This window comes from Mesorhizobium sp. M0496 (assembly GCF_040321205.1).
Lineage (GTDB): Bacteria > Pseudomonadota > Alphaproteobacteria > Rhizobiales > Rhizobiaceae > Mesorhizobium.
In genome coordinates this window covers 1-17,889 of sequence record NZ_JAMYRC010000059.1, presented here as the reverse complement: position 1 = coordinate 17,889, position 17,889 = coordinate 1, and the positions used below count along the sequence as shown (strand labels likewise).

The following is a 17,889-nucleotide window of genomic DNA, read 5'->3' as shown; positions in this document are numbered from 1 at the left end:
CCCTTGCCCGCGCGCCTTGCGTGGCTAGGATGCGCGCCGGTCTGGCTACAGCGCCGCGCGTCCTTCAGGACGCGCAAAGGACGTTATAGCATTTTATATTTGCGCATGATCCCTTTCCAAAAATCGATCCGATTTTCGGGGTCATGCGCTCGGAGAGAAAAGATATGATGCCATCGGCGAATTTTGCCGACCTCGAAGGCGCTTCGGTGCTGATCACCGGCGGCGGCTCGGGAATTGGCGCGGCACTGACCGAGGGGTTTGTGCGCCAGGGCGCCAATGTCGCCTTCATCGATATCGCCGATGGTCCAAGCATGATACTTGCCGACCGCATCGAGAAGGAGTTCGGACGGCGGCCGCTGTACCTCAAGACCGATTTGCGCGACGTCGAGGCCTTGCGGGCGTCGGCAGCCAGGGCGGCCGAGGCGCATGGCGATGTCACCGTGCTGGTTAACAATGCCGCATGGGACGAACGCCACGCCGTCGAGGATGTGACGGTTGAGTTCTGGGACAACAATCAGGCCATCAATCTACGGCCGCATTTCTTCACCGCGCAAGCGGTGGCGCCGGGCATGAAGCGTGCCGGCGGCGGCTCGATCATCAACTTCACCTCGACATCCTATCTGATCAACCATCCCGACATGCCGTCCTACACGGCCGCCAAGGCCGGCATTCTCGGCCTCACCAAGGGGCTGGCCGGCAAGCTCGGCGTCGACGGCATCCGCGTCAACGCCATTGCGCCGGGCTGGGTGATCACCGAGCGGCAGAAGGAGCTCTGGGTGACCGAACAGGGGCTTGCTGCCCATGTTGCCAAGCAGTGCATCAAGCAGGTGATGCAACCGGACGACATCGTCGGCACGGTGCTGTTCCTGGCCTCGGACGCGTCGCGCATGCTGACCGCGCAGATGCTGATCGTCGATGGAGGTTTCCTGTGAGCCCAGGGTTTGCCGGCAACGCACCGGCGGTAGCCGCCGTCGACTGGGGCACGACCCGCATGCGGGTCTGGCTGATCGACGGGCAAGGCAAGGTGCTTGCCGAACGCCGCGGCGATGATGGCCTGATCACCGCCCAGCAAAAGGGCTTTTCGACCATCCTTGAAGGGCATCTGGCGGCGATGGGAGCATCGGAAGCCCTGCCCGTGATCATCTGCGGCATGGCCGGCTCCCGCCAGGGCTGGCTGGAAGCATCGTATGTGCCGGTGCCGGCGCCGCTCAGTGCCATTCTCGGCGGCGCTGCCAAGGTGCCCGGCCAGAGCCGCGACATCCGCATCGTTCCGGGCCTTGCCCTGCGTCTGGCCGATGCGCCAGACGTCATGCGCGGCGAGGAAACGCAGCTTGCCGGTGCCGGCCTGCCGGCCAAGGGGTGCCAACTGGTCTGTATGCCCGGCACCCATTCGAAATGGGTGCTGGTCGAGGACGGCGCTGTCACCGGTTTTGGCACCTGGCCGACCGGCGAACTGTTTTCCGTGCTTGCCGCGCACTCGATCCTGCGCCATTCGCTTGGCGAACATCCGAAGCCCGTCACGGCAGACAATCCGTTCTTCCGCCGCTGGTGCGAAACCGCATTGGCCGAAGGCGGCGATGTCACCTCGCGGCTGTTTTCCATTCGCGCCGCCGGCCTGCTTCAGGATCTGAAAGCCGACGATGCCGCAGCCTGCCTGTCCGGCCTCCTGATCGGCGGCGAGATCGCCTCGGCCAGCCGCCGCCATGGCGCCGGCGCGGAGCCCGTCGTGCTGGTGGCATCCGGCGCGCTCGCCACGCTTTACAGTGAGGCGCTCGGCCTCGCCGGGCTCGCAGTGCGGGCTGTCGATGCCGACGAGGCGGTGCGTGCCGGTCTCGTCGAGGCTGCGCGCGAAAACGGCATGATCGCCAAAACCGGAGCAGCCCCATGAGCCAGACCGCACCTTTTCCCAAGCTTAAGCGCGGCTTGGTCGCCATCCTACGTGGGCTGAAACCGACTGAGGCAGTCGCCATCGGCCAAGCATTGTTCGACGCCGGCATCGAGGCGATCGAAGTACCGCTCAATTCACCGGAGCCATTTTCCTCGATCGCCGGGATCGTCGAAGCGCTTCCGAAAACGGCTCTGGTGGGCGCCGGCACGGTGCTGACGCCGGCCAATGTCGATGGCCTGCACAAGGCCGGCGGGCGGCTGCTGGTCAGCCCCAACATCGATGCCGAGGTGATGGCGCGCGCCATGCACTATGGCATGGTCACCATGCCCGGCGTGTTCACGCCGACCGAGGCTTTCCTGGCGATCAAGCTAGGCGCTTCGGCGCTGAAGTTCTTCCCGGCGAGCGTGCTGGGTGCTGCCGGTATTTCCGCGATGCGCGCGGTGTTGCCGGCGCAAACACTGGTCGGTGCCGTCGGCGGCGTCTCCGAAAAAGATTTTGCCGGCTACAAGGCGGCGGGCGTGACCGCCTTTGGTCTGGGCTCCAGCCTATTCAAGCCGGGCATGAGCGTCGACGAGGTGGCCGGGCGGGCCCAGGCGGCGGTGACAGCCTGGGATGCAACGTTCGGCGGAGAGGCATGATGAGCGAAGCCATCGTTTCGGTTTTTTCCGATCATGTCTGCCAACTCGGCGAGGGGCCGAGCTACGATCCCGCCACCGATACGCTCTACTGGTTCGACATCGTCAACAGCCAGCTTCTGGAAAAGCGGCTGTCCGGCGGCTCGACCACCGTCCATGAGCTTGGCCAAATGGCGAGCGCCATCGCCGTCATCGACGACAAGCGCCAGCTGATCGCCGCCGAGACCGGCCTTTATGTCCGCGATGTCGCGACCGGCAAGCTGACGCTGCACACGCCTGTCGAGGCCGACAATGCGGTCACGCGCTCCAACGATTCCCGGGTCCATCCCTGCGGCGCCTTGTGGGTCGGCACGATGGCCAAGGACGAGAGCAAGGGCGCTGGCTCGATCTACTGGTTTTTCAAGGGTGAGCTGCGCAAGCTGTTTTCCGACATCACCGTCTCCAATTCGATCTGCTTTTCGGAAGATGGCGCGCTCGCCTACTACACCGACACTTCGACCGGGTTGCTGATGCGCGTCGCTTGCGACCCGACCACCGGCCTGCCCATCGGCGAACCGAAAATCTTCGTCGATCACCGCTCGTCCAAGGGTTTTGTCGACGGCTCGGTGGTCGACCGCGACGGCGTGCTGTGGAATGCCGTCTGGGGCGGCAAGGTGGTCAAGGCCTATTCGCCTGAAGGCACGCTACTGCGCGAAATCCCGATGCCGGTGACGCAGCCATCCTGTCCGGCCTTCGTCGGCAAGAACGCCGACCGGCTGGCGGTGACTTCCGCCTGGAAGGGCAAGGACGAGAAGCAGCGCCAGCTCGATCCGCAGGCGGGCATGACCTTCCTGCTCGACATCCCCGTCAACGGCCGCTTCGAGCCGCGCGTGCTGATCGCCTGAACTGCATTCTGCGGTCGGCCCGTGTGCTGTCGTGCAGGCGCCTGTGCCGTGTCGGTTTCGCGAGAGCCTGACGCCTTGACCGTGCGATGGTAGGCGATCGCACCGCCGGGAAGCGTTCATTTCATGCCGAGCCGCAAGCCAAGACTGATCCTCGTCCATGAGCCGGAAAAGGCCTGCTTCGATCGTCTGGTCGCCGATGGTCACGCACCGGAGCGCGCCGCTGAGATCGCCTCCTATCTGGCGCAGTCGACCGATCTCGCCACTGAATTCGAAGCACTCGGCCGCGCCTGCCAAGCACGCGGCCTGTCTTTCGCGCCGGTAGCGCTCGACGAGGCCGCAGGCGTGCTAGCCGGCGAGGATCCCGGCACGACGCTGGTCTGGACGCTGACCGACGGCATCGCCTATTTCCGGGGCGGCGCCGCACCCGCTTTGGCGAGATTGGGCGGCTTCAAGACGATCGGCGCCGACGATGCGCTGTTTGCGCTCTGCCAGGACAAGTTCCGCTCTGGCGCCGTGCTTGGCGCGCTCGGCCTGCCGGTGCCGCAAGCCGGGCTTGCGCGCGACGGCAAATGGCTGGTCGAGCCGCCGGCGTCTCCCACCGGCTGGTTCGTCAAGCCCAACCGGCTCGGCGCCAAGATCGGCATCTGGCCGGATTCACGCTGCCACGATCTCGGCCACGCACTGGAGCTCAGCCGGCGTGTGTTCGCTGCCTATCGCGATGACGTCGTGGTCCAGCCCTATGTCGCCGGCCGCAACGTGCGCGCCAGTTTCCTCGGCCTGGTGCCGGGCGCCGGGGCCGAAGCGCTTGGCGTGGCCTTTGTCGATTCGAGCGCCGATTTCCAGACCATGGCCGACAGCCTGGCGCTTTACGGCGACACCGGCGAGGCGGCGAAAGCGGCGGGACATTATGCCGAACCGGAACTCGTTGCGGTTGCCGACACCCAGTCGGTCGCCGACGCGAGGATTCGCGCGATCGCCGAGCGGCTGATGAGCGGGCTCGGCCTGCGCGACGTATTCTCCATCGATGTCAGGGTCGAGGCCGACGACACCGTCCATCTCATCGAATTCGAGGTCTGCCCCGGCCTGCCTTGCTTCGATTTCCGCGCCTATTGCCGCCAGCAATGGGGCCTCGAACTCGTTGACGCCATGGCCGAAACCGCGGCAAGCCGGCTGATCGGCCAGCAGCGCTGCGTTTAGACGGCCCAACCGAACGCCACCAAGCGGAAGCGCTCGCCAGTGACGAGCACTCGCCACGCCACGAGAGCTATTAACTCACGGAATAGCGTAGGCGGCCCGATCGGCGGAACCTATCCCTACGGCATTCGCTCGAACGCCTGCAAAGACGGATCCATCCTGTCCCAGTCATGGCTGCGGATCGTGTAGGTGACCACCTGCGGTTCGAAAACACTGGGGTCGTCGAGGCTGGTCGCATTGATCGCTATGAACTCCGGCATAGCGACAAATGTCAGGTAGACCGGTGTCCCGCATGTTGGGCAGAAGGCGTGGATCTTTTCATTGCCGCTGGCGCCCGCCACCCGCCAGGTGCTCGCTTCGCCGGTGATTGCCATATCGGCGCGCCGGCCGAAGGTCATGTAGGATCCGTGGCCCGTGCCTGAGCGCTTTTGGCAATCTATGCATTGGCAGTGATTCTGGAAGATCGGCTCGCCGCTGGTCTCATAGCGGATCGCGCCGCATGCACAGCCGCCGATATAGCGCTTGGTCATTGTCATTCTCCACTGGCTTTGGTTCTGCTGTCGAGCGGCATCAGGCCGATTTCGGCTTGGCGGAAATATCGATGCCGCTGCCGGTTTCGAGGAAAGATTTCAGGCTGGACAGCACCGCTGGCCATCCCTGGCTGATGCCTTTCGCCATGCCGCTGCCGGCTTCGAGTTCGTCATGGGTGACGGTCAGCCGCACCATGGTGTCGTATTCCTCGATGCCGAACGTTACCCGGCTGTACTTCGACGGATCGTCGGCCTGCGAAGCGTTCGCCCAGGTGATGACGAGACGGGTCGGCGGCGAGATCTCGACGACCTTGCCGACGAGTTCGAGGGTCCGTTCGTCATTGGCGCGGATGTGTTCCCATTTCGAACCCGCCTTCCAGTCGGAGACGTTCTCATGGCCCCAGTAGCGCCTTGCGACATCAGGCTTGATTATGGCCTCGAACACCTTTTGCGGCGTCGAGCGGATATAGGTCACGTAGACAAAACTGGTCGTCTCGTTGGTGGTCATTGGTCGTCTCCTTCGAGTTCTTGTTTCAGGTCGTGCAGCAGGCTGAGCCGCTGGCGTTCGAATTTCCGCACCCAGCGCTCGTAGACTTCGTGCAGCGGCACGGGGTTGATGAAATGCAGCTTCTCGCGGCCACGCTTGACCGTGCTCACCAGATTGGCCGCCTCCAGCAGGTCGAGGTGCTGGGTGGCGGATTGCCTGGCCATGTCCAGGTGTTCGCAAAGCTGACCGAGTGTCTGCCCGTTCTGCTCACACAGAAGGTCAAGCAGCCTCCTGCGTGTCGGGTCGCCTAGCGCTTTGAAAACCTTGTCGGCGTCCATCGTCCTCACTCTGTTGTGGGGTTATAATATGCAGGTAAATACCTGCATGTCAACCTGCAGTTCGCTCCGCATCGCAATTGCTCAAGCGAAGGCTATTGGGACAGTCGGTCGTTCGACAAGCCGCGCGTCGGCAAGGCTCCGCAGCTGGCAACTGCTGCCTGGCAGGCCACCATGGAGGATACGGGAAGTGAGCCTGCGCGGCTTCGCTTGAAGCGCGGTCAGGCTCTATCCGGTCTTGAGCATGATCTCCGGTGAAAACCGGATACCACTTTCCGGAATTATGGTTCGGTGGACCTCAGGCGCCCTCGACCAGCACGATTTCGCCGTCGGCGACCTTTTGGCGGATGGCGACGGCGCGCTGGTATTCCGGCGAGTGGTAGCAATCATGCGCGGCGGCGAGCGATTCGAACTCGATGATGACATTGCGTGCGCGGCCCGGGCCTTCAGCCTTTTCATGCTGGCCGCCGCGCGCCAGGAATTTCGCGCCGAAGCGCTCGAAGGCAGGCTTGGCGGCGGCGACATAGTCCTTGTAGCCTTCGACGTCGCGCACATCGACACGGGCGATCCAGTATCCCTTGGGCATGTCTTGTCTCCGAACTTTTTCTTGGGAAATTATGCCGAGCGCATTTCGTCAAGGATGGCTTCGGCCGCTTCTCGTTTGTTGGCCGCCGCGACGATAGGCCGGCCGACGACGAGGTGGCTGGAGCCGTTGCGGATTGCCTGGCCCGGCGTCACCACGCGCTTCTGGTCGCCATGGTCGCTGCCGGCCGGCCGGATGCCGGGCGTCACCACTGCCATGTCGGGTCCGACGATGCGGCGCACCGCTTCGGCCTCCGCCGCCGAGCAGACGATGCCGCCCATGCCCGCATGCAGCGCCTGTTCCGAGCGCCGCAGCACCAGCGTATGCGGGTCGTACTCGTAGCCCACGTCGATCATGTCCTGCTCGTCCATCGAGGTCAGCACGCTGACCGCAAGCAGGCAAAGGTCGCTGCCGCGCGCTGCTTCCACCGCCGCAGCCATCGCCTTGGGATAGGCGTGGATGGTCAGCATGGTCATGCCCATCTTGACGATGTTCTCGACGCCCTTGGCCACCGTGTGGTCGATGTCGAGCAGCTTCATGTCGAGAAAGATTTTTGTCCCGCCGCTGGCCAGTTCCCTGGCGAAGTCGAGCCCGCCGGCGAAGGCCAGCTGATAGCCGATCTTGTAGAAGGAGACGACGCCGTCGAGTTCCCGCACCGCCTGCTCGGCTTGCTTAATGGTCGGCAGGTCGAGGCCGACGATGAGCCTTTCCTGCATGGATTGGGCGCGTATGGTGCCGGCAATCATGTCTCGATCCGGGTGGACAGCATGCGCGAGGTCTCGATCAGCGTGCGGCATAGGTGCTCCATCGATTTGTACAGTCTGTCGTCACGGAAATGGCCATCCTCATCGAAGGCGTCGCCGCCCTCCGGCACCGAGCATTCCGGCGTCACCACCTCCATCTGGCAGCGCACCAGAACGGCGCGCAGATGGTTGATGCAGCGGATGCCGGCAAAGTGGCCGCTGGAGGACGAGCAGAGGCCGGCGACCTTGCCGGCCAGCGGCCGGACTGATCGGCCACCATCCCTGCGCACCCGGCTCACCCAGTCGATCGTGTTCTTGAGCAGCGGTGGGATGGAGCCGTTATATTCGGGCGTGGCGATCAGCAGCCCGTCATGGGCGATCACCAGTCGGCCGAGTTTCAGGGCGTTTTCGGGAACGCCCTTTTCCTTTTCCAGATCCTCGTCGAGGATCGGCAAGGAATAGTCTGCGAGCGAGATGCGGGTCACCTCGGCGCCTTGCATGGCGAGTTCCTTTTGCGCCACGTCGGCTGTCCTGCCGCTGTAGGCGCCGCTGCGCACCGAGCCGGCGAAGACGAGGATTTTCGGGATTACTGCCATTGGCCACCCTTGTTCCCGGACAGGTACAGCCAAGGACGGCTCAAATCAACGCATCGGCCCCAAAATCGAAACTGGCGGCTCAATCGGCCCTTCATTCGACTTTGCGTTTGGGGGGCGTGCTGAGCGGGCCTCATCTATCGGGTAGTAGCCTCCGCAAAGAGACGGATCATCAACAAGCAGAACCGGACGCATGTCTTCTTCACTGAAGTCGTTCAGGAAGATGCGGCCTGCCAGCTTTTCATCTTTCTTGTCGAACCACTCCAGCTCCCATGTCACCGTTGCGCCATTCCAGATCACCCACATCTTGTTCTCTCTCAGCGGCGGACGAACTAGGTCACCCAGAGCGACAAGGATTTGAACCCTAATGGGCTCCGCGCCGGTAAATCCACAGCTGCGTCGGTGGGATGTTGCGGATGACGAAATGGAAATGCTCGACGCTGTAGTCGCCGCGGCCGGCCGGGATCGGCGACATCGGGCCATAGGTCAACTGCACGATCGGCCGTCCGGCCGGGATGCGGTCGAGCAGGCTCTCGATATAGGCGATGCGCTGGGCGACCGGAAAGTTGAGCAGCGGCACGCCGGAAACGACGGAATCGAAGATCATCCCGCTCTTCTCGCCAAGCGTGACGTTGAGGTTGAAGGCATCGCCCTCGATGACGTTGACGCCGGGATAGAGGCGCCGCAGGTGGTGCACGAAATCCGTGGAATATTCGACCGCGTAGAGATTTTCGGGCGGCACGCCCTGGGCCAGGATGGCGCGGGTGATGACGCCGGTGCCGGGACCGACCTCAAGCACCGGCAGGCCGGATTTCGGGTTGACGATCGAGGCCATCTTGCGCGCGGTGATCGAACTGGTCGGCACGATCGAGCCCACCGTCTTCGGCTTGTCGATCCAGCCCTTGAAGAATTTGAGCTCGTCGTCGAACTTTTCGGCAAGCGCCTTGCGCAGTCCGGGACGTGTCATGCAAGTTCTCCTCAGCGCTCCCCTTCAAGTTACTTAACACTTGAGCGGCGCAAGGCAAGGCGCGGCCAGGCGCATGTCGTGGATAAGATAATTTTCGTCGCGTCTCAAGCCATGGTGTGGGTCACGGTTTTCGCGGCCCAAACCGGTTTCCGCTGCTGGCCAACGTGCATCAACGCTCGCCGAAGGACTCGAAAAAATCCTTCATGCGGGTGAAAAAGCCGCTCGATTGGGGCGAATTGTCCTGCGAGGAGAGCTGTTCGAACTCCTCCAGCAGCTCGCGCTGGCGGCGGGTCAGGTTCTGCGGCGTCTCGACCGCGGTCTGGATATAGAGGTCGCCGATATTGGGCTGACGCAGCACCGGCATGCCCTTGCCCTTGAGGCGGAACTGACGCCCGTTCTGGGTGCCTTCCGGCACTTTCACCTTGGTCTGCGTGCCATCCAGCGTCGTCACCTCGAAGGAACCGCCAAGGGCGGCCGTCGTCATCGAGATAGGCACCTTGCAATAGAGATCGGCGCCGTCGCGCTGGAAGAACTCGTGCGGCTTGACCGCCAGGAAAATATAGAGGTCGCCCGACGGCCCGCCACGCAGGCCGGCCTCGCCTTCATTGGCAAGGCGGATGCGGGTGCCGTCCTCGATGCCGGCCGGGATGTTGACCGACAGCGAACGCTCCTCGGTGACGCGGCCCTGACCGGCGCATTTCGGACATGGGTCCTTGATCGTCTGGCCGCGCCCCTGGCATTGCGGGCAGGTGCGTTCGATCGAGAAGAAGCCTTGCGTGGCGCGCACCTTGCCGTGGCCGTTGCACATCGAGCAGGTGACGGGCTGGGTGCCGGGCTTGGCGCCGCTGCCCGAGCATTCCGAGCAGGAGATCGACGCTGGCACGCGGATCTGCGCGGTCTTGCCGGCAAAAGCCTCTTCCAGCGAGATTTCCATATTATAGCGCAGGTCGGCGCCGCGTTCGCGGCCGCCCGACGAGCGGCGCTGGCGCCCGCCCATCATGTCGCCGAAAATATCCTCGAAGATATCGGCGAAGCCGCCGGCGCCAAAGCCTTGCGCGCCGCCATTCATGCCGCCCTGTTCGAAGGCGGCGTGGCCGAAGCGGTCATAGGCCGCACGCTTCTGCGGGTCCTTCAGCGTCTCGTAGGCTTCGTTGATTTCCTTGAACTTGTGCTCGCAGGAATGATCGCCGGGGTTGCGGTCGGGATGGAACTGCATGGCGAGCTTGCGGAAAGCGCTCTTGAGCTCCTTCTCATCGGCACCTTTTTGGACGCCCAGCGTCTCGTAGAAATCAGCTTTCATTTTTTCCCGCTGTCCGGATGCTCAACGTCTTCAAGCATTGTTGCGTCTCTTGCCGGCACTGACGCTTCGATTTAGGTGCGATGGAACCGCGATGCCAGTGTCGACGCGGCTTTGCCCGCATTTTTTCGGCGTGGTCCGCTGTTTTTCCGCAAAGGGTTGCAAAAAAGCCCGGCTCTGCGCCGGGCTTTTCGCACTATCTTGCCGTCAAACGGTTCAGGCCGACTTCTTCTTGTCGTCATCCTCGTCGATTTCCTCGAAATCGGCGTCGACGACGTCACTGTCCTTGGCGGCGTCCGCCTTGGCGTCGGCTTCCGCCGCTTCCTTCTGCGAAGCCTCGTACATGGCCTGGCCAAGCTTCATCGAAGCCTCGGCAAGCGCCTGCGACTTGGCCTCGATGTCGGCCGCGTCATCGCCCTCGGTTGCGGTCTTCAGCGCCGCGATCGCATCGGAGATCGCCGTGCGCTCGGTTTCCGAAACCTTGTCGCCATATTCCTTCAGCGACTTCTCCGAGGAATGCAGCAGCGCTTCGGCCTGGTTGCGGGCCTCGACCAGCGCACGCCGCTTCTTGTCGGTCTCGGCATTGGCTTCGGCGTCCTTGACCATCTTCTCGATGTCGGCGTCCGAAAGGCCACCCGATGCCTGGATGCGGATCTGGTGCTCCTTGCCCGTGCCCTTGTCCTTGGCCGAAACGTTGACGATGCCGTTGGCGTCGATGTCGAAGGTGACCTCGATCTGCGGCACACCCCGCGGCGCCGGCGGGATGCCGACCAGGTCGAACTGGCCGAGCGCCTTGTTGTCGGCGGCCATTTCGCGCTCACCCTGGAAGACGCGGATGGTCACGGCCGACTGACTGTCCTCGGCCGTCGAGAACACCTGGCTCTTCTTGGTCGGGATGGTCGTGTTGCGCTCGATCAGGCGGGTAAACACGCCACCTAGCGTCTCGATGCCGAGCGACAGTGGCGTCACGTCGAGCAAAAGCACGTCCTTGACGTCGCCCTGCAGCACACCGGCCTGGATGGCGGCGCCGAGAGCGACGACCTCATCCGGATTGACGCCCTTGTGCGGCTCCTTGCCGAAGAACTGCTTCACGATCTCCTGGATCTTGGGCATGCGGGTCATGCCGCCGACCAGAACGACCTCGTCGATCTCGCCGGCTTTCAGGCCGGCATCCTTGAGCGCCGCCTTGCAAGGGGCAATCGTGCGCTGGACCAGGTCATCGACCAGCTGCTCGAACTTGGCGCGCGTCAGCTTCAGCGTCAGGTGCTTCGGGCCGGTCGCGTCGGCGGTGATGAAGGGCAGGTTGATTTCGGTCTGCGTGGTCGACGACAGCTCGATCTTGGCCTTTTCAGCCGCCTCCTTGAGGCGCTGCAGGGCGAGCTTGTCGTTCTTCAGGTCGATGCCTTGTTCCTTCTTGAACTCGGCCGCTAGGTACTCGACCAGGCGCATGTCGAAATCCTCGCCGCCGAGGAAGGTGTCGCCATTGGTCGACTTGACCTCGAACACGCCGTCGCCGATTTCGAGCACCGAAATATCGAACGTGCCGCCGCCAAGGTCATAGACGGCAATGGTCTTGCCTTCCTTCTTGTCGAGGCCATAGGCAAGCGCCGCAGCCGTCGGCTCATTGATGATGCGCAGCACTTCGAGGCCGGCAATCTTGCCGGCATCCTTGGTTGCCTGGCGCTGGGCGTCGTTGAAATAGGCCGGAACGGTGATAACTGCCTTCTCGACCTTCTCGCCGAGATAGGCTTCCGCCGTTTCCTTCATCTTCTGCAGGATCATGGCCGAAATCTGCGAGGGCGACTGCTTCCTGCCGCCGGCCTCGACCCAGGCATCGCCATTGTCGCCCTTGACGATCTTGTAGGGGACAAGCTTCTTGTCCTTCTCCGTCACCGGATCGTCATAGCGGCGGCCGATCAGGCGCTTGACCGCGAAGATGGTGTTTTCAGGATTGGTGACCGCCTGGCGCTTGGCCGGCTGGCCGACGAGACGTTCGTCGTCACCGCTGATGGCGACGATGGAAGGCGTCGTGCGCGCGCCTTCCGCATTCTCGATTACCTTCGGCTCCTTGCCATCCATGATGGCGATACAGGAGTTGGTGGTGCCGAGATCGATACCGATTACTTTTGCCATTTTTCTAGTCTCTCCGCTAAGCAGGCTCTCAGGACCCGTACAGGCATTCCTACGAAAGCCCCTGTTCACAAGAAATCCCGTTCCGGCAACCGGCATTCCGGCGCCGAACGGCTTGGCGCGTATATAAGAACAGGCTGCATCGCGCGCAAGCATTCTGCGCAAGGCTTCCATGAACCTTTCCACTTCCGCCTGCGACTGATCTCCAGGTGCCGCATGGTGCGGCCCGGAAAGGAAGCCCCCCATGACCAATAACCCAGAGGCTCTGCGGTCTCCGGGAACAACAGGAGCTCGGCGCGACCACCGCCTTCGGGACGGAGTCGATGCGCTGGGCTTTCCATTGATTCCGTTGACCCTGCGTAAGAGCAGGCGTATCGTGACAATGAGGAAAGCAGACAATTCGATCGGGGAAGAACGAGCCGGACCGCCGCGCCTTGCCCTGATTTGCGCGGCCAGACCGGCCATTTCTCCCGTCGACTTCGGGGGGAATGTCATGTCTCGCATCCGCGGCTCGTTCGTGTCGTCTCTTGATGGACATTTGCATCGTGCCGCACATGTCGGCGGCGCATTGCTGGCGCTGGCGCTCAGCGCCAGCCTGTGGCTGGGCAGCGCCGCGCAGGCGCAGGAAACCCAGATCATCTATCCCGGTTCCATGGCGGTGACCGGATTTTCCGGCACCAACATTCCCAATTTCGACGAGGGCCTGCCGCCCGGCGTCGATCCGGTCGACGAAACCTTCATCGACGCCACGCATGCCACCTTGCGTGTGTTCGACGTCTCGCATTTGGGCGGGCCAGCCTCCGGCCAGCTCGTCAACACGCCGCCGCCTTTCGAGGTGACGGCAGAGCAGATCGGCCAGGTCTTCGGCGTCACCTATGACGACGGCGTGCGCGATGGCGTTCCATCAGGCATTCCAAATCTCTATGCCGGGGCCACCTCGCTGCACGGCATCCGCATCGTCACGCCTGATACGGACGATGATGGCAGGCCGGAGCGGCAGCGCCGTGGCGCGGCCGGCGCCACCTTCATGGATGGCCAGTTCGGCACCGAAAACGGTGGCGGGCCGGGCACCATCTGGAAGATCGACGGCATTACCGGCCAGGTCTCCAAGTTTGCAGACATCGACACCAACAGCGGTCCCGGCATCGGCAACCTCACCTTCGACGCCGCTCACCGCCAGTTCTTTGCTTCCGACCTCGACACCGGCCTGATCCATCGCATCGACGCCACCGGCGCGCTGATAGACAGCTTCGACCATGGCGTTGCCGGGCGCCCGGCGCATGGGCTGGCTCCCGTCGCCGACGATGGTTCGGTGATGGACATACAGGGCGCGGCTTTCGATAGCGAAGACCCCGACAGCTGGGGCTATACGCAGGACGAGCGCCGCATCTGGGCTGTGTCCTATCATGGCGGCCGGCTTTACTATTCGGTCGGCGAACAGTCGGAAATCTGGTCGGTGGGCATTGCCCGCGACGGCACCTTTGCCGGCGATCCGCGCTGGGAGCTGACGGTCAAGGCCGACAAGGACTACGCCGTCACCGATATCGCCTTCGACAACAGCGGCTTCATGTACCTGGCCCAGCGCGGCCCGGTCGAAAACCGCTACGACTACAGCCAGTTCGCCGATTCCGGCAAGGGCGAGGTCATCCGCTATTTCAGAGAGAACCCGGACGATCCGGAAACGGAATCGGTCTGGGTCGAAGTGCCGCAGGAATATGCCGTCGGCTTCCCGCAGGGCAACAGGCAGTCGGCCGGCGGTCTCGACCTGCAATATGGTTATGATGCCGACGGCAATCTCGACACCTCGGTCTGCACGCAGACGCTGGTCAACACCGGCGACAAATTGCGCGACAATCCGGCTCTCGCCGAACAGCTCGCCGTTGGCGGGCCACTCGCCGTGCATGGCGTGCAGATCACGCCGAAAGAGCTGGTCAAGCCGGCCAACGTGCCGCCCTTCGGCTCCTGGTTCGTAGACTTCGACAGCTATTTCGAAGACCCGGAGGTCGAGGGCCATGTCGGCGACGTCGCCGTCTGGCATCCTTGTGAAGGCCGCGCCGGCTATTATGAAGAAATCCCGGGCGGCTATCTGCCCCCCTTCTACCCGCCGGACTTCCCACCACCCGGCAATCTGCCTCCCTGTCTCGATGTCGACGACGTCCAGTACTACTGCACGCCCTCCGGCCTCGAGGCCGATCTCTATCTCCATGACCATGCCGGCTTCGGCGGCGATTCGATCAAGGCCCAATCCAGGACACCAGGTGTCGGGGTAACTACCCGGCAGTCGCATGCGCCCGGCAAGCCCTACACGATCGACATCACCGGCCACTATCCGGGCGACACAGTCGATGTCGGGCTCTGTTTCTACAGGAAGTCCGACAAGGACAAGGGTGGCTACTACCCTTGCTGCAAGATGACTTTGCCGCTCAGAACCCCAGCCGTCAGCTGCGAACGTTGAGGAGGGGAAGATGAAAAATCTCGCACTCTCCCCGTTCGAAACGAACACTCAAACAACCGTCATGGAGACGATCATGAAACCCCTGTCATACGCCAGGCGCGGCGCGCGCTGGCTGATGGCGGCCGGTGTCGCGGTCGCCATGCTAACCCCGGTGCAAGGCTTTGCGGAGGACGCTGCCCCGATCACCCCGGAGCTGAAGCTCGATCTCGACAGTTCGCGCGTCATCACCCCGAGGCCCGACCGGGTCGTGCCGTTCTTCACCAAGAAAGGCACGCAACGAGGCTGCGACTACGTCGTCTATTCACTAAGCTTCGGCCTGCGCGGCGATCCGCAGGGTCTTGCCGACCCGAGCCTCGAGGCCAGGCTGAAGAAGGTCAGGGTCGACTTCAGAGACCAGCTTCCGCACGGCCTTGAGATCGTCAACGTCAATGTGTCCGGCGACGGCACGGATTCGTCCGGCGGACCGCTGCCGGGAGCGACGATCAGCACGTCGGCAAATCCGAACGACACGGCTGTCGTTTCAGACTTCCGCATCTCCACGTCCGATCTCGACGGCGTCGGCGCTCCCAACGAGCGCGTCATCAACTTCAAGATCACGGCCAAGATCGATCATGCGGCATTTCCGGCGCCGGCGATCGTCGACAACCAAGGCATGATCAAGGTGACCGCCGGACCGGGCACCGGGACCATCATCCCGTCGCAGGATCCGGGCAAGCCCGACGACGGCGACTTCAAGACCGGCGTGAAGACCTCGATCAAGATCGACGTCACCAAGTGCAACCCGCCACCGCCACCTCCAGGCAAGGAATGCTTCAAGGTAGAGCGCGGCACGGTCGATTGCGTGCCCGGCGGCGGCGCCTTCATCTACCACATGCCGGTCGGCGCGGAGATGAGCGGCAAGTGGGTGCAGGTGTCGACAACCACACCCGGCATCACCATCATCCCCGACACCCAACTGGTGCCGGCGGGCGGCGGTGTGCTCAATTGGAAGATCGTCGGCGCCTCGCCCGGCGACGTCATCCACCTTACGGTCACCGGCATCGAGACCTATGCCGGTCCGAAGGAAGGCTGGGGCCTGTGCTGCACGCAGACGATCGACATCGTCATCCCGCGTGACCAGAGGTGCACGCCCAAGGACAAGGAGCCGGACCTCAAGGTCGAGAAACGCGCCGACGTGACGCGTTGCACGATGGGTGGCGGCTGCGACTTCACCATCAGGGTCACCAATGTCGGCACCGGTGCCTATCACGGCAAGATCGTGCTCGACGAGGTGACGCTGCCGGCCGGCTCGACGCTCGATTCAGGGCCCAATCCGCCCTGGGCCTGCGTGCCCGGCATCACCCCGATGACGTGCACCTATCCGGTGACCACGCTCAATCCGGGGGCCTCCGTCGACCTCAAGCTCGGCTTCAAGCCGGCCGGGGGCTGGCAAGGCAGCGTCTTGCGCAACTGCGCCACCTACAACTATGGGGCCAGCGGCAAGCCGCTTTTCGGCAGCCAGTCGAACGATCGCGGCTGTGCCTCGATCCCGATCTGCCGGCGTGGTGACCGTGACCGCGACTGCCAGCCGCCGGTCGAAAAGAAGGTCGACCTGATCCTGAAGAAGCGTGCCCGCATCCCGGTCTGCACGGTCGACGGCATCTGCTACTTCGTGATCGACATCATCAACAACGGCACATCAACCTATAACGGGCCGTTGACGGTGATCGACAGCTATCCGGGCGGCGCGCCGTCCTCCTCGACCTTCGGCCCGAGCCCGCCCTGGACATGCGGACCGAATGGCCCCGGCCAGTTCCGCTGCGACAATGCGGGCATCTCGCTGCCTCCGGGCGCCTCGACACCGATCGTCGTCAAGGCGGTCATGCCGGCCGGCTACCAGTCGGACTCGGTGGAGAATTGCGCGTTGGTGAAGGCCATCCCCGGTGAGGTCGACCTCACCAACAACAAGGCCTGCGCCAAGGAACGTTTCCGTCATCCCAATGGCGGCAAGCCGACCCTGCGCATCACCAAGGTGTGCAACGGCTCGCTCGCCGGTGCCGCGGTCATCTCTTGCCGCATCACCGTCATCAGCCTTGGCACCGCTGCCCCCACCGGTCCGGTGCGGGTCAACGATGCCGCCACGCTGCTGGCTGGCGGCGCGCCCGTCCAGATCCAGTCCGTCACTCCTGACGGCGCGGAATGGGCATGCGGACCGGTTCCGGCCAATGCGCTGTCGTGCCAAATTCCCGGTGCTGTGATGACGCCTGGAACCAGCCGCCACTTCGACGTGACGGTTTCGGCAAACGGCGAGTTCGAGAACTGCGCGCGCGGTTCGTATGGTCCGGCCCCCGGCGACGACATCGTCTATCCGATCGGCCAGGCCTGCGCCAAGGGCGGCGGCACCTCGACCATCCGTGTCGAGAAGACCGGCGACCGCGAATGCAAGCTCGGCCAACCCTGCTCGTTCGAGATCACCATCACGAACGACGGCACAAGCCCCTTCTCCGGGTCGGTCCGCATCGGTGATGCGATCGGTGTGGAGGGTCTCGGCAGGCTGGAAGGCGTTGAGATCACCTCGATCGATCCGCCCTTCGGCTGCTCGCCGGAGCCGGCAACCTTGCCGCTGTCCTGCATTGCCAGCCTGACGCTCGGCGCAGGCGAAAGCCAGGTGCACCATGTCACCGTGGTCATTCCCGACGACGGCCGCCTGGCCAATCTGCAAGGCAACGTCAGCGGCCAGAACTGCGTCGGCGTCCTGTCTCCCGACACACGGGTGCAAGGCGGCGACGTGCTCTCCGGCGATCAGGCCAACACCCAGGGCGATCGCGGCAAAGCCTATGCCTGCCATCCCTTCACCATCAGTCAGGAGACGAAGAAGGAATGCTCGGCAGGCTTCGTCCTGAACGACGCCGGCCGCTGCGTCTGCCCGCCCGGCACAACCTTCCGCAACGGCCAGTGCTCGCCGGGCGGTGGTATCGTGCCGAAACCGGAAGAGCCGAAGCGCTGCGTGCTGCTCGAAGGCCAGATACGCACCGAGGACGGACGCTGCGTCTGCCCACGCGGAACCGGGCTTGAGAACGGCAAATGCGTCAGGACCGACAGGCCCGAGCAGTGCACCATCCGGGGCCAGGTCCACAATTCGGACGGCGATTGTGTCTGCCCGAGAGGGACCGAGGTGCGCAATGGCGC

At 63.6% G+C, this 17,889-nt stretch carries 17 protein-coding genes; 7 read left to right on the top strand and 10 right to left on the bottom strand.

Annotation, left to right across the window (positions count from 1 at the left end):
- Positions 1–164 precede the first annotated feature (164 nt).
- The 5 genes from NKI73_RS30540 (at position 165) to NKI73_RS30520 (ending at position 4,604) form a co-directional block, all read left to right on the top strand.
- The gene (locus NKI73_RS30540) at positions 165–932 is read left to right on the top strand and encodes an SDR family NAD(P)-dependent oxidoreductase (RefSeq protein WP_352635419.1); all 768 of its coding nucleotides are present in this window, start codon (positions 165–167) and stop codon (positions 930–932) included.
- Positions 929–1,888: a 2-dehydro-3-deoxygalactonokinase gene (locus NKI73_RS30535; protein WP_352635418.1), complete on the top strand. Its 960-nt coding sequence runs from the start codon at positions 929–931 to the stop codon at positions 1,886–1,888. The genes NKI73_RS30540 and NKI73_RS30535 overlap by 4 nt, the downstream gene beginning before the upstream one ends.
- Positions 1,885–2,526: a 2-dehydro-3-deoxy-6-phosphogalactonate aldolase gene (locus NKI73_RS30530; protein WP_352635416.1), complete on the top strand. Its 642-nt coding sequence runs from the start codon at positions 1,885–1,887 to the stop codon at positions 2,524–2,526. Before NKI73_RS30535 ends, NKI73_RS30530 begins: the two co-directional genes overlap by 4 nt.
- Positions 2,526–3,407: an SMP-30/gluconolactonase/LRE family protein gene (locus NKI73_RS30525; protein WP_352635414.1), complete on the top strand. Its 882-nt coding sequence runs from the start codon at positions 2,526–2,528 to the stop codon at positions 3,405–3,407. Before NKI73_RS30530 ends, NKI73_RS30525 begins: the two co-directional genes overlap by 1 nt.
- 123 nt (positions 3,408–3,530) lie before the next feature.
- Positions 3,531–4,604, top strand: a complete 1,074-nt coding sequence (locus tag NKI73_RS30520) for a D-alanine--D-alanine ligase family protein (protein WP_352635412.1) — start codon at positions 3,531–3,533, stop codon at positions 4,602–4,604.
- Between the two features lie 116 nt (positions 4,605–4,720).
- Here the strand turns inward: NKI73_RS30520 and NKI73_RS30515 are convergent, their stop codons facing one another.
- The 10 genes from NKI73_RS30515 to dnaK all read right to left on the bottom strand — a co-directional run bounded on the left by NKI73_RS30515 (position 4,721) and on the right by dnaK (position 12,269).
- A complete protein-coding gene (locus NKI73_RS30515; RefSeq protein ID WP_352635410.1) occupies positions 4,721–5,131 on the bottom strand; it encodes a GFA family protein in 411 nt (136 codons plus the stop codon).
- A gap of 40 nt (positions 5,132–5,171) precedes the next feature.
- Complete coding sequence (locus tag NKI73_RS30510; protein ID WP_352635408.1) at positions 5,172–5,639, bottom strand: SRPBCC family protein; 468 nt, start codon at positions 5,637–5,639, stop codon at positions 5,172–5,174.
- Positions 5,636–5,956, bottom strand: a complete 321-nt coding sequence (locus NKI73_RS30505) for an ArsR/SmtB family transcription factor (RefSeq protein ID WP_352608663.1) — start codon at positions 5,954–5,956, stop codon at positions 5,636–5,638. The genes NKI73_RS30510 and NKI73_RS30505 overlap by 4 nt, the downstream gene beginning before the upstream one ends.
- Before the next feature lie 295 nt (positions 5,957–6,251).
- Complete coding sequence (locus NKI73_RS30500; RefSeq protein WP_352635406.1) at positions 6,252–6,539, bottom strand: DUF1330 domain-containing protein; 288 nt, start codon at positions 6,537–6,539, stop codon at positions 6,252–6,254.
- Positions 6,540–6,568: 29 nt separating this feature from the next.
- Entirely contained in the window at positions 6,569–7,282 is a 714-nt protein-coding gene (pyrF, locus tag NKI73_RS30495; protein ID WP_352635404.1) for an orotidine-5'-phosphate decarboxylase, read from the bottom strand.
- The gene (locus NKI73_RS30490) at positions 7,279–7,875 is read right to left on the bottom strand and encodes an NADPH-dependent FMN reductase (RefSeq protein ID WP_352635403.1); all 597 of its coding nucleotides are present in this window, start codon (positions 7,873–7,875) and stop codon (positions 7,279–7,281) included. The genes pyrF and NKI73_RS30490 overlap by 4 nt, the downstream gene beginning before the upstream one ends.
- 45 nt (positions 7,876–7,920) lie before the next feature.
- Positions 7,921–8,178, bottom strand: coding sequence for a DUF7683 domain-containing protein (locus NKI73_RS30485; RefSeq protein ID WP_352635401.1), 258 nt, complete (start codon positions 8,176–8,178; stop codon positions 7,921–7,923).
- 58 nt (positions 8,179–8,236) lie between these two features.
- Positions 8,237–8,839: a phospholipid N-methyltransferase PmtA gene (pmtA, locus tag NKI73_RS30480; protein ID WP_352635399.1), complete on the bottom strand. Its 603-nt coding sequence runs from the start codon at positions 8,837–8,839 to the stop codon at positions 8,237–8,239.
- A gap of 169 nt (positions 8,840–9,008) precedes the next feature.
- Positions 9,009–10,139, bottom strand: coding sequence for a molecular chaperone DnaJ (gene dnaJ, locus NKI73_RS30475; RefSeq protein WP_352635397.1), 1,131 nt, complete (start codon positions 10,137–10,139; stop codon positions 9,009–9,011).
- Between the two features lie 213 nt (positions 10,140–10,352).
- Positions 10,353–12,269 carry a molecular chaperone DnaK gene (gene dnaK, locus NKI73_RS30470; protein ID WP_109667494.1) on the bottom strand — a complete coding sequence of 639 codons (1,917 nt, stop codon included), beginning with the start codon at positions 12,267–12,269 and terminating at the stop codon, positions 10,353–10,355.
- Between the two features lie 490 nt (positions 12,270–12,759).
- Here dnaK and NKI73_RS30465 point away from each other — a divergent pair, with 490 nt between their 5' ends.
- Both NKI73_RS30465 and NKI73_RS30460 read left to right on the top strand, forming a co-directional pair.
- On the top strand, positions 12,760–14,721 hold the full coding sequence (locus tag NKI73_RS30465; RefSeq protein ID WP_352635395.1) for an NHL repeat-containing protein: 1,962 nt from the start codon (positions 12,760–12,762) through the stop codon (positions 14,719–14,721).
- 10 nt (positions 14,722–14,731) lie between these two features.
- Positions 14,732–17,889, top strand: a 3,158-nt coding sequence (locus NKI73_RS30460) for a DUF7929 domain-containing protein (RefSeq protein ID WP_352635393.1), incomplete at its 3' end; no start/stop codon positions are given.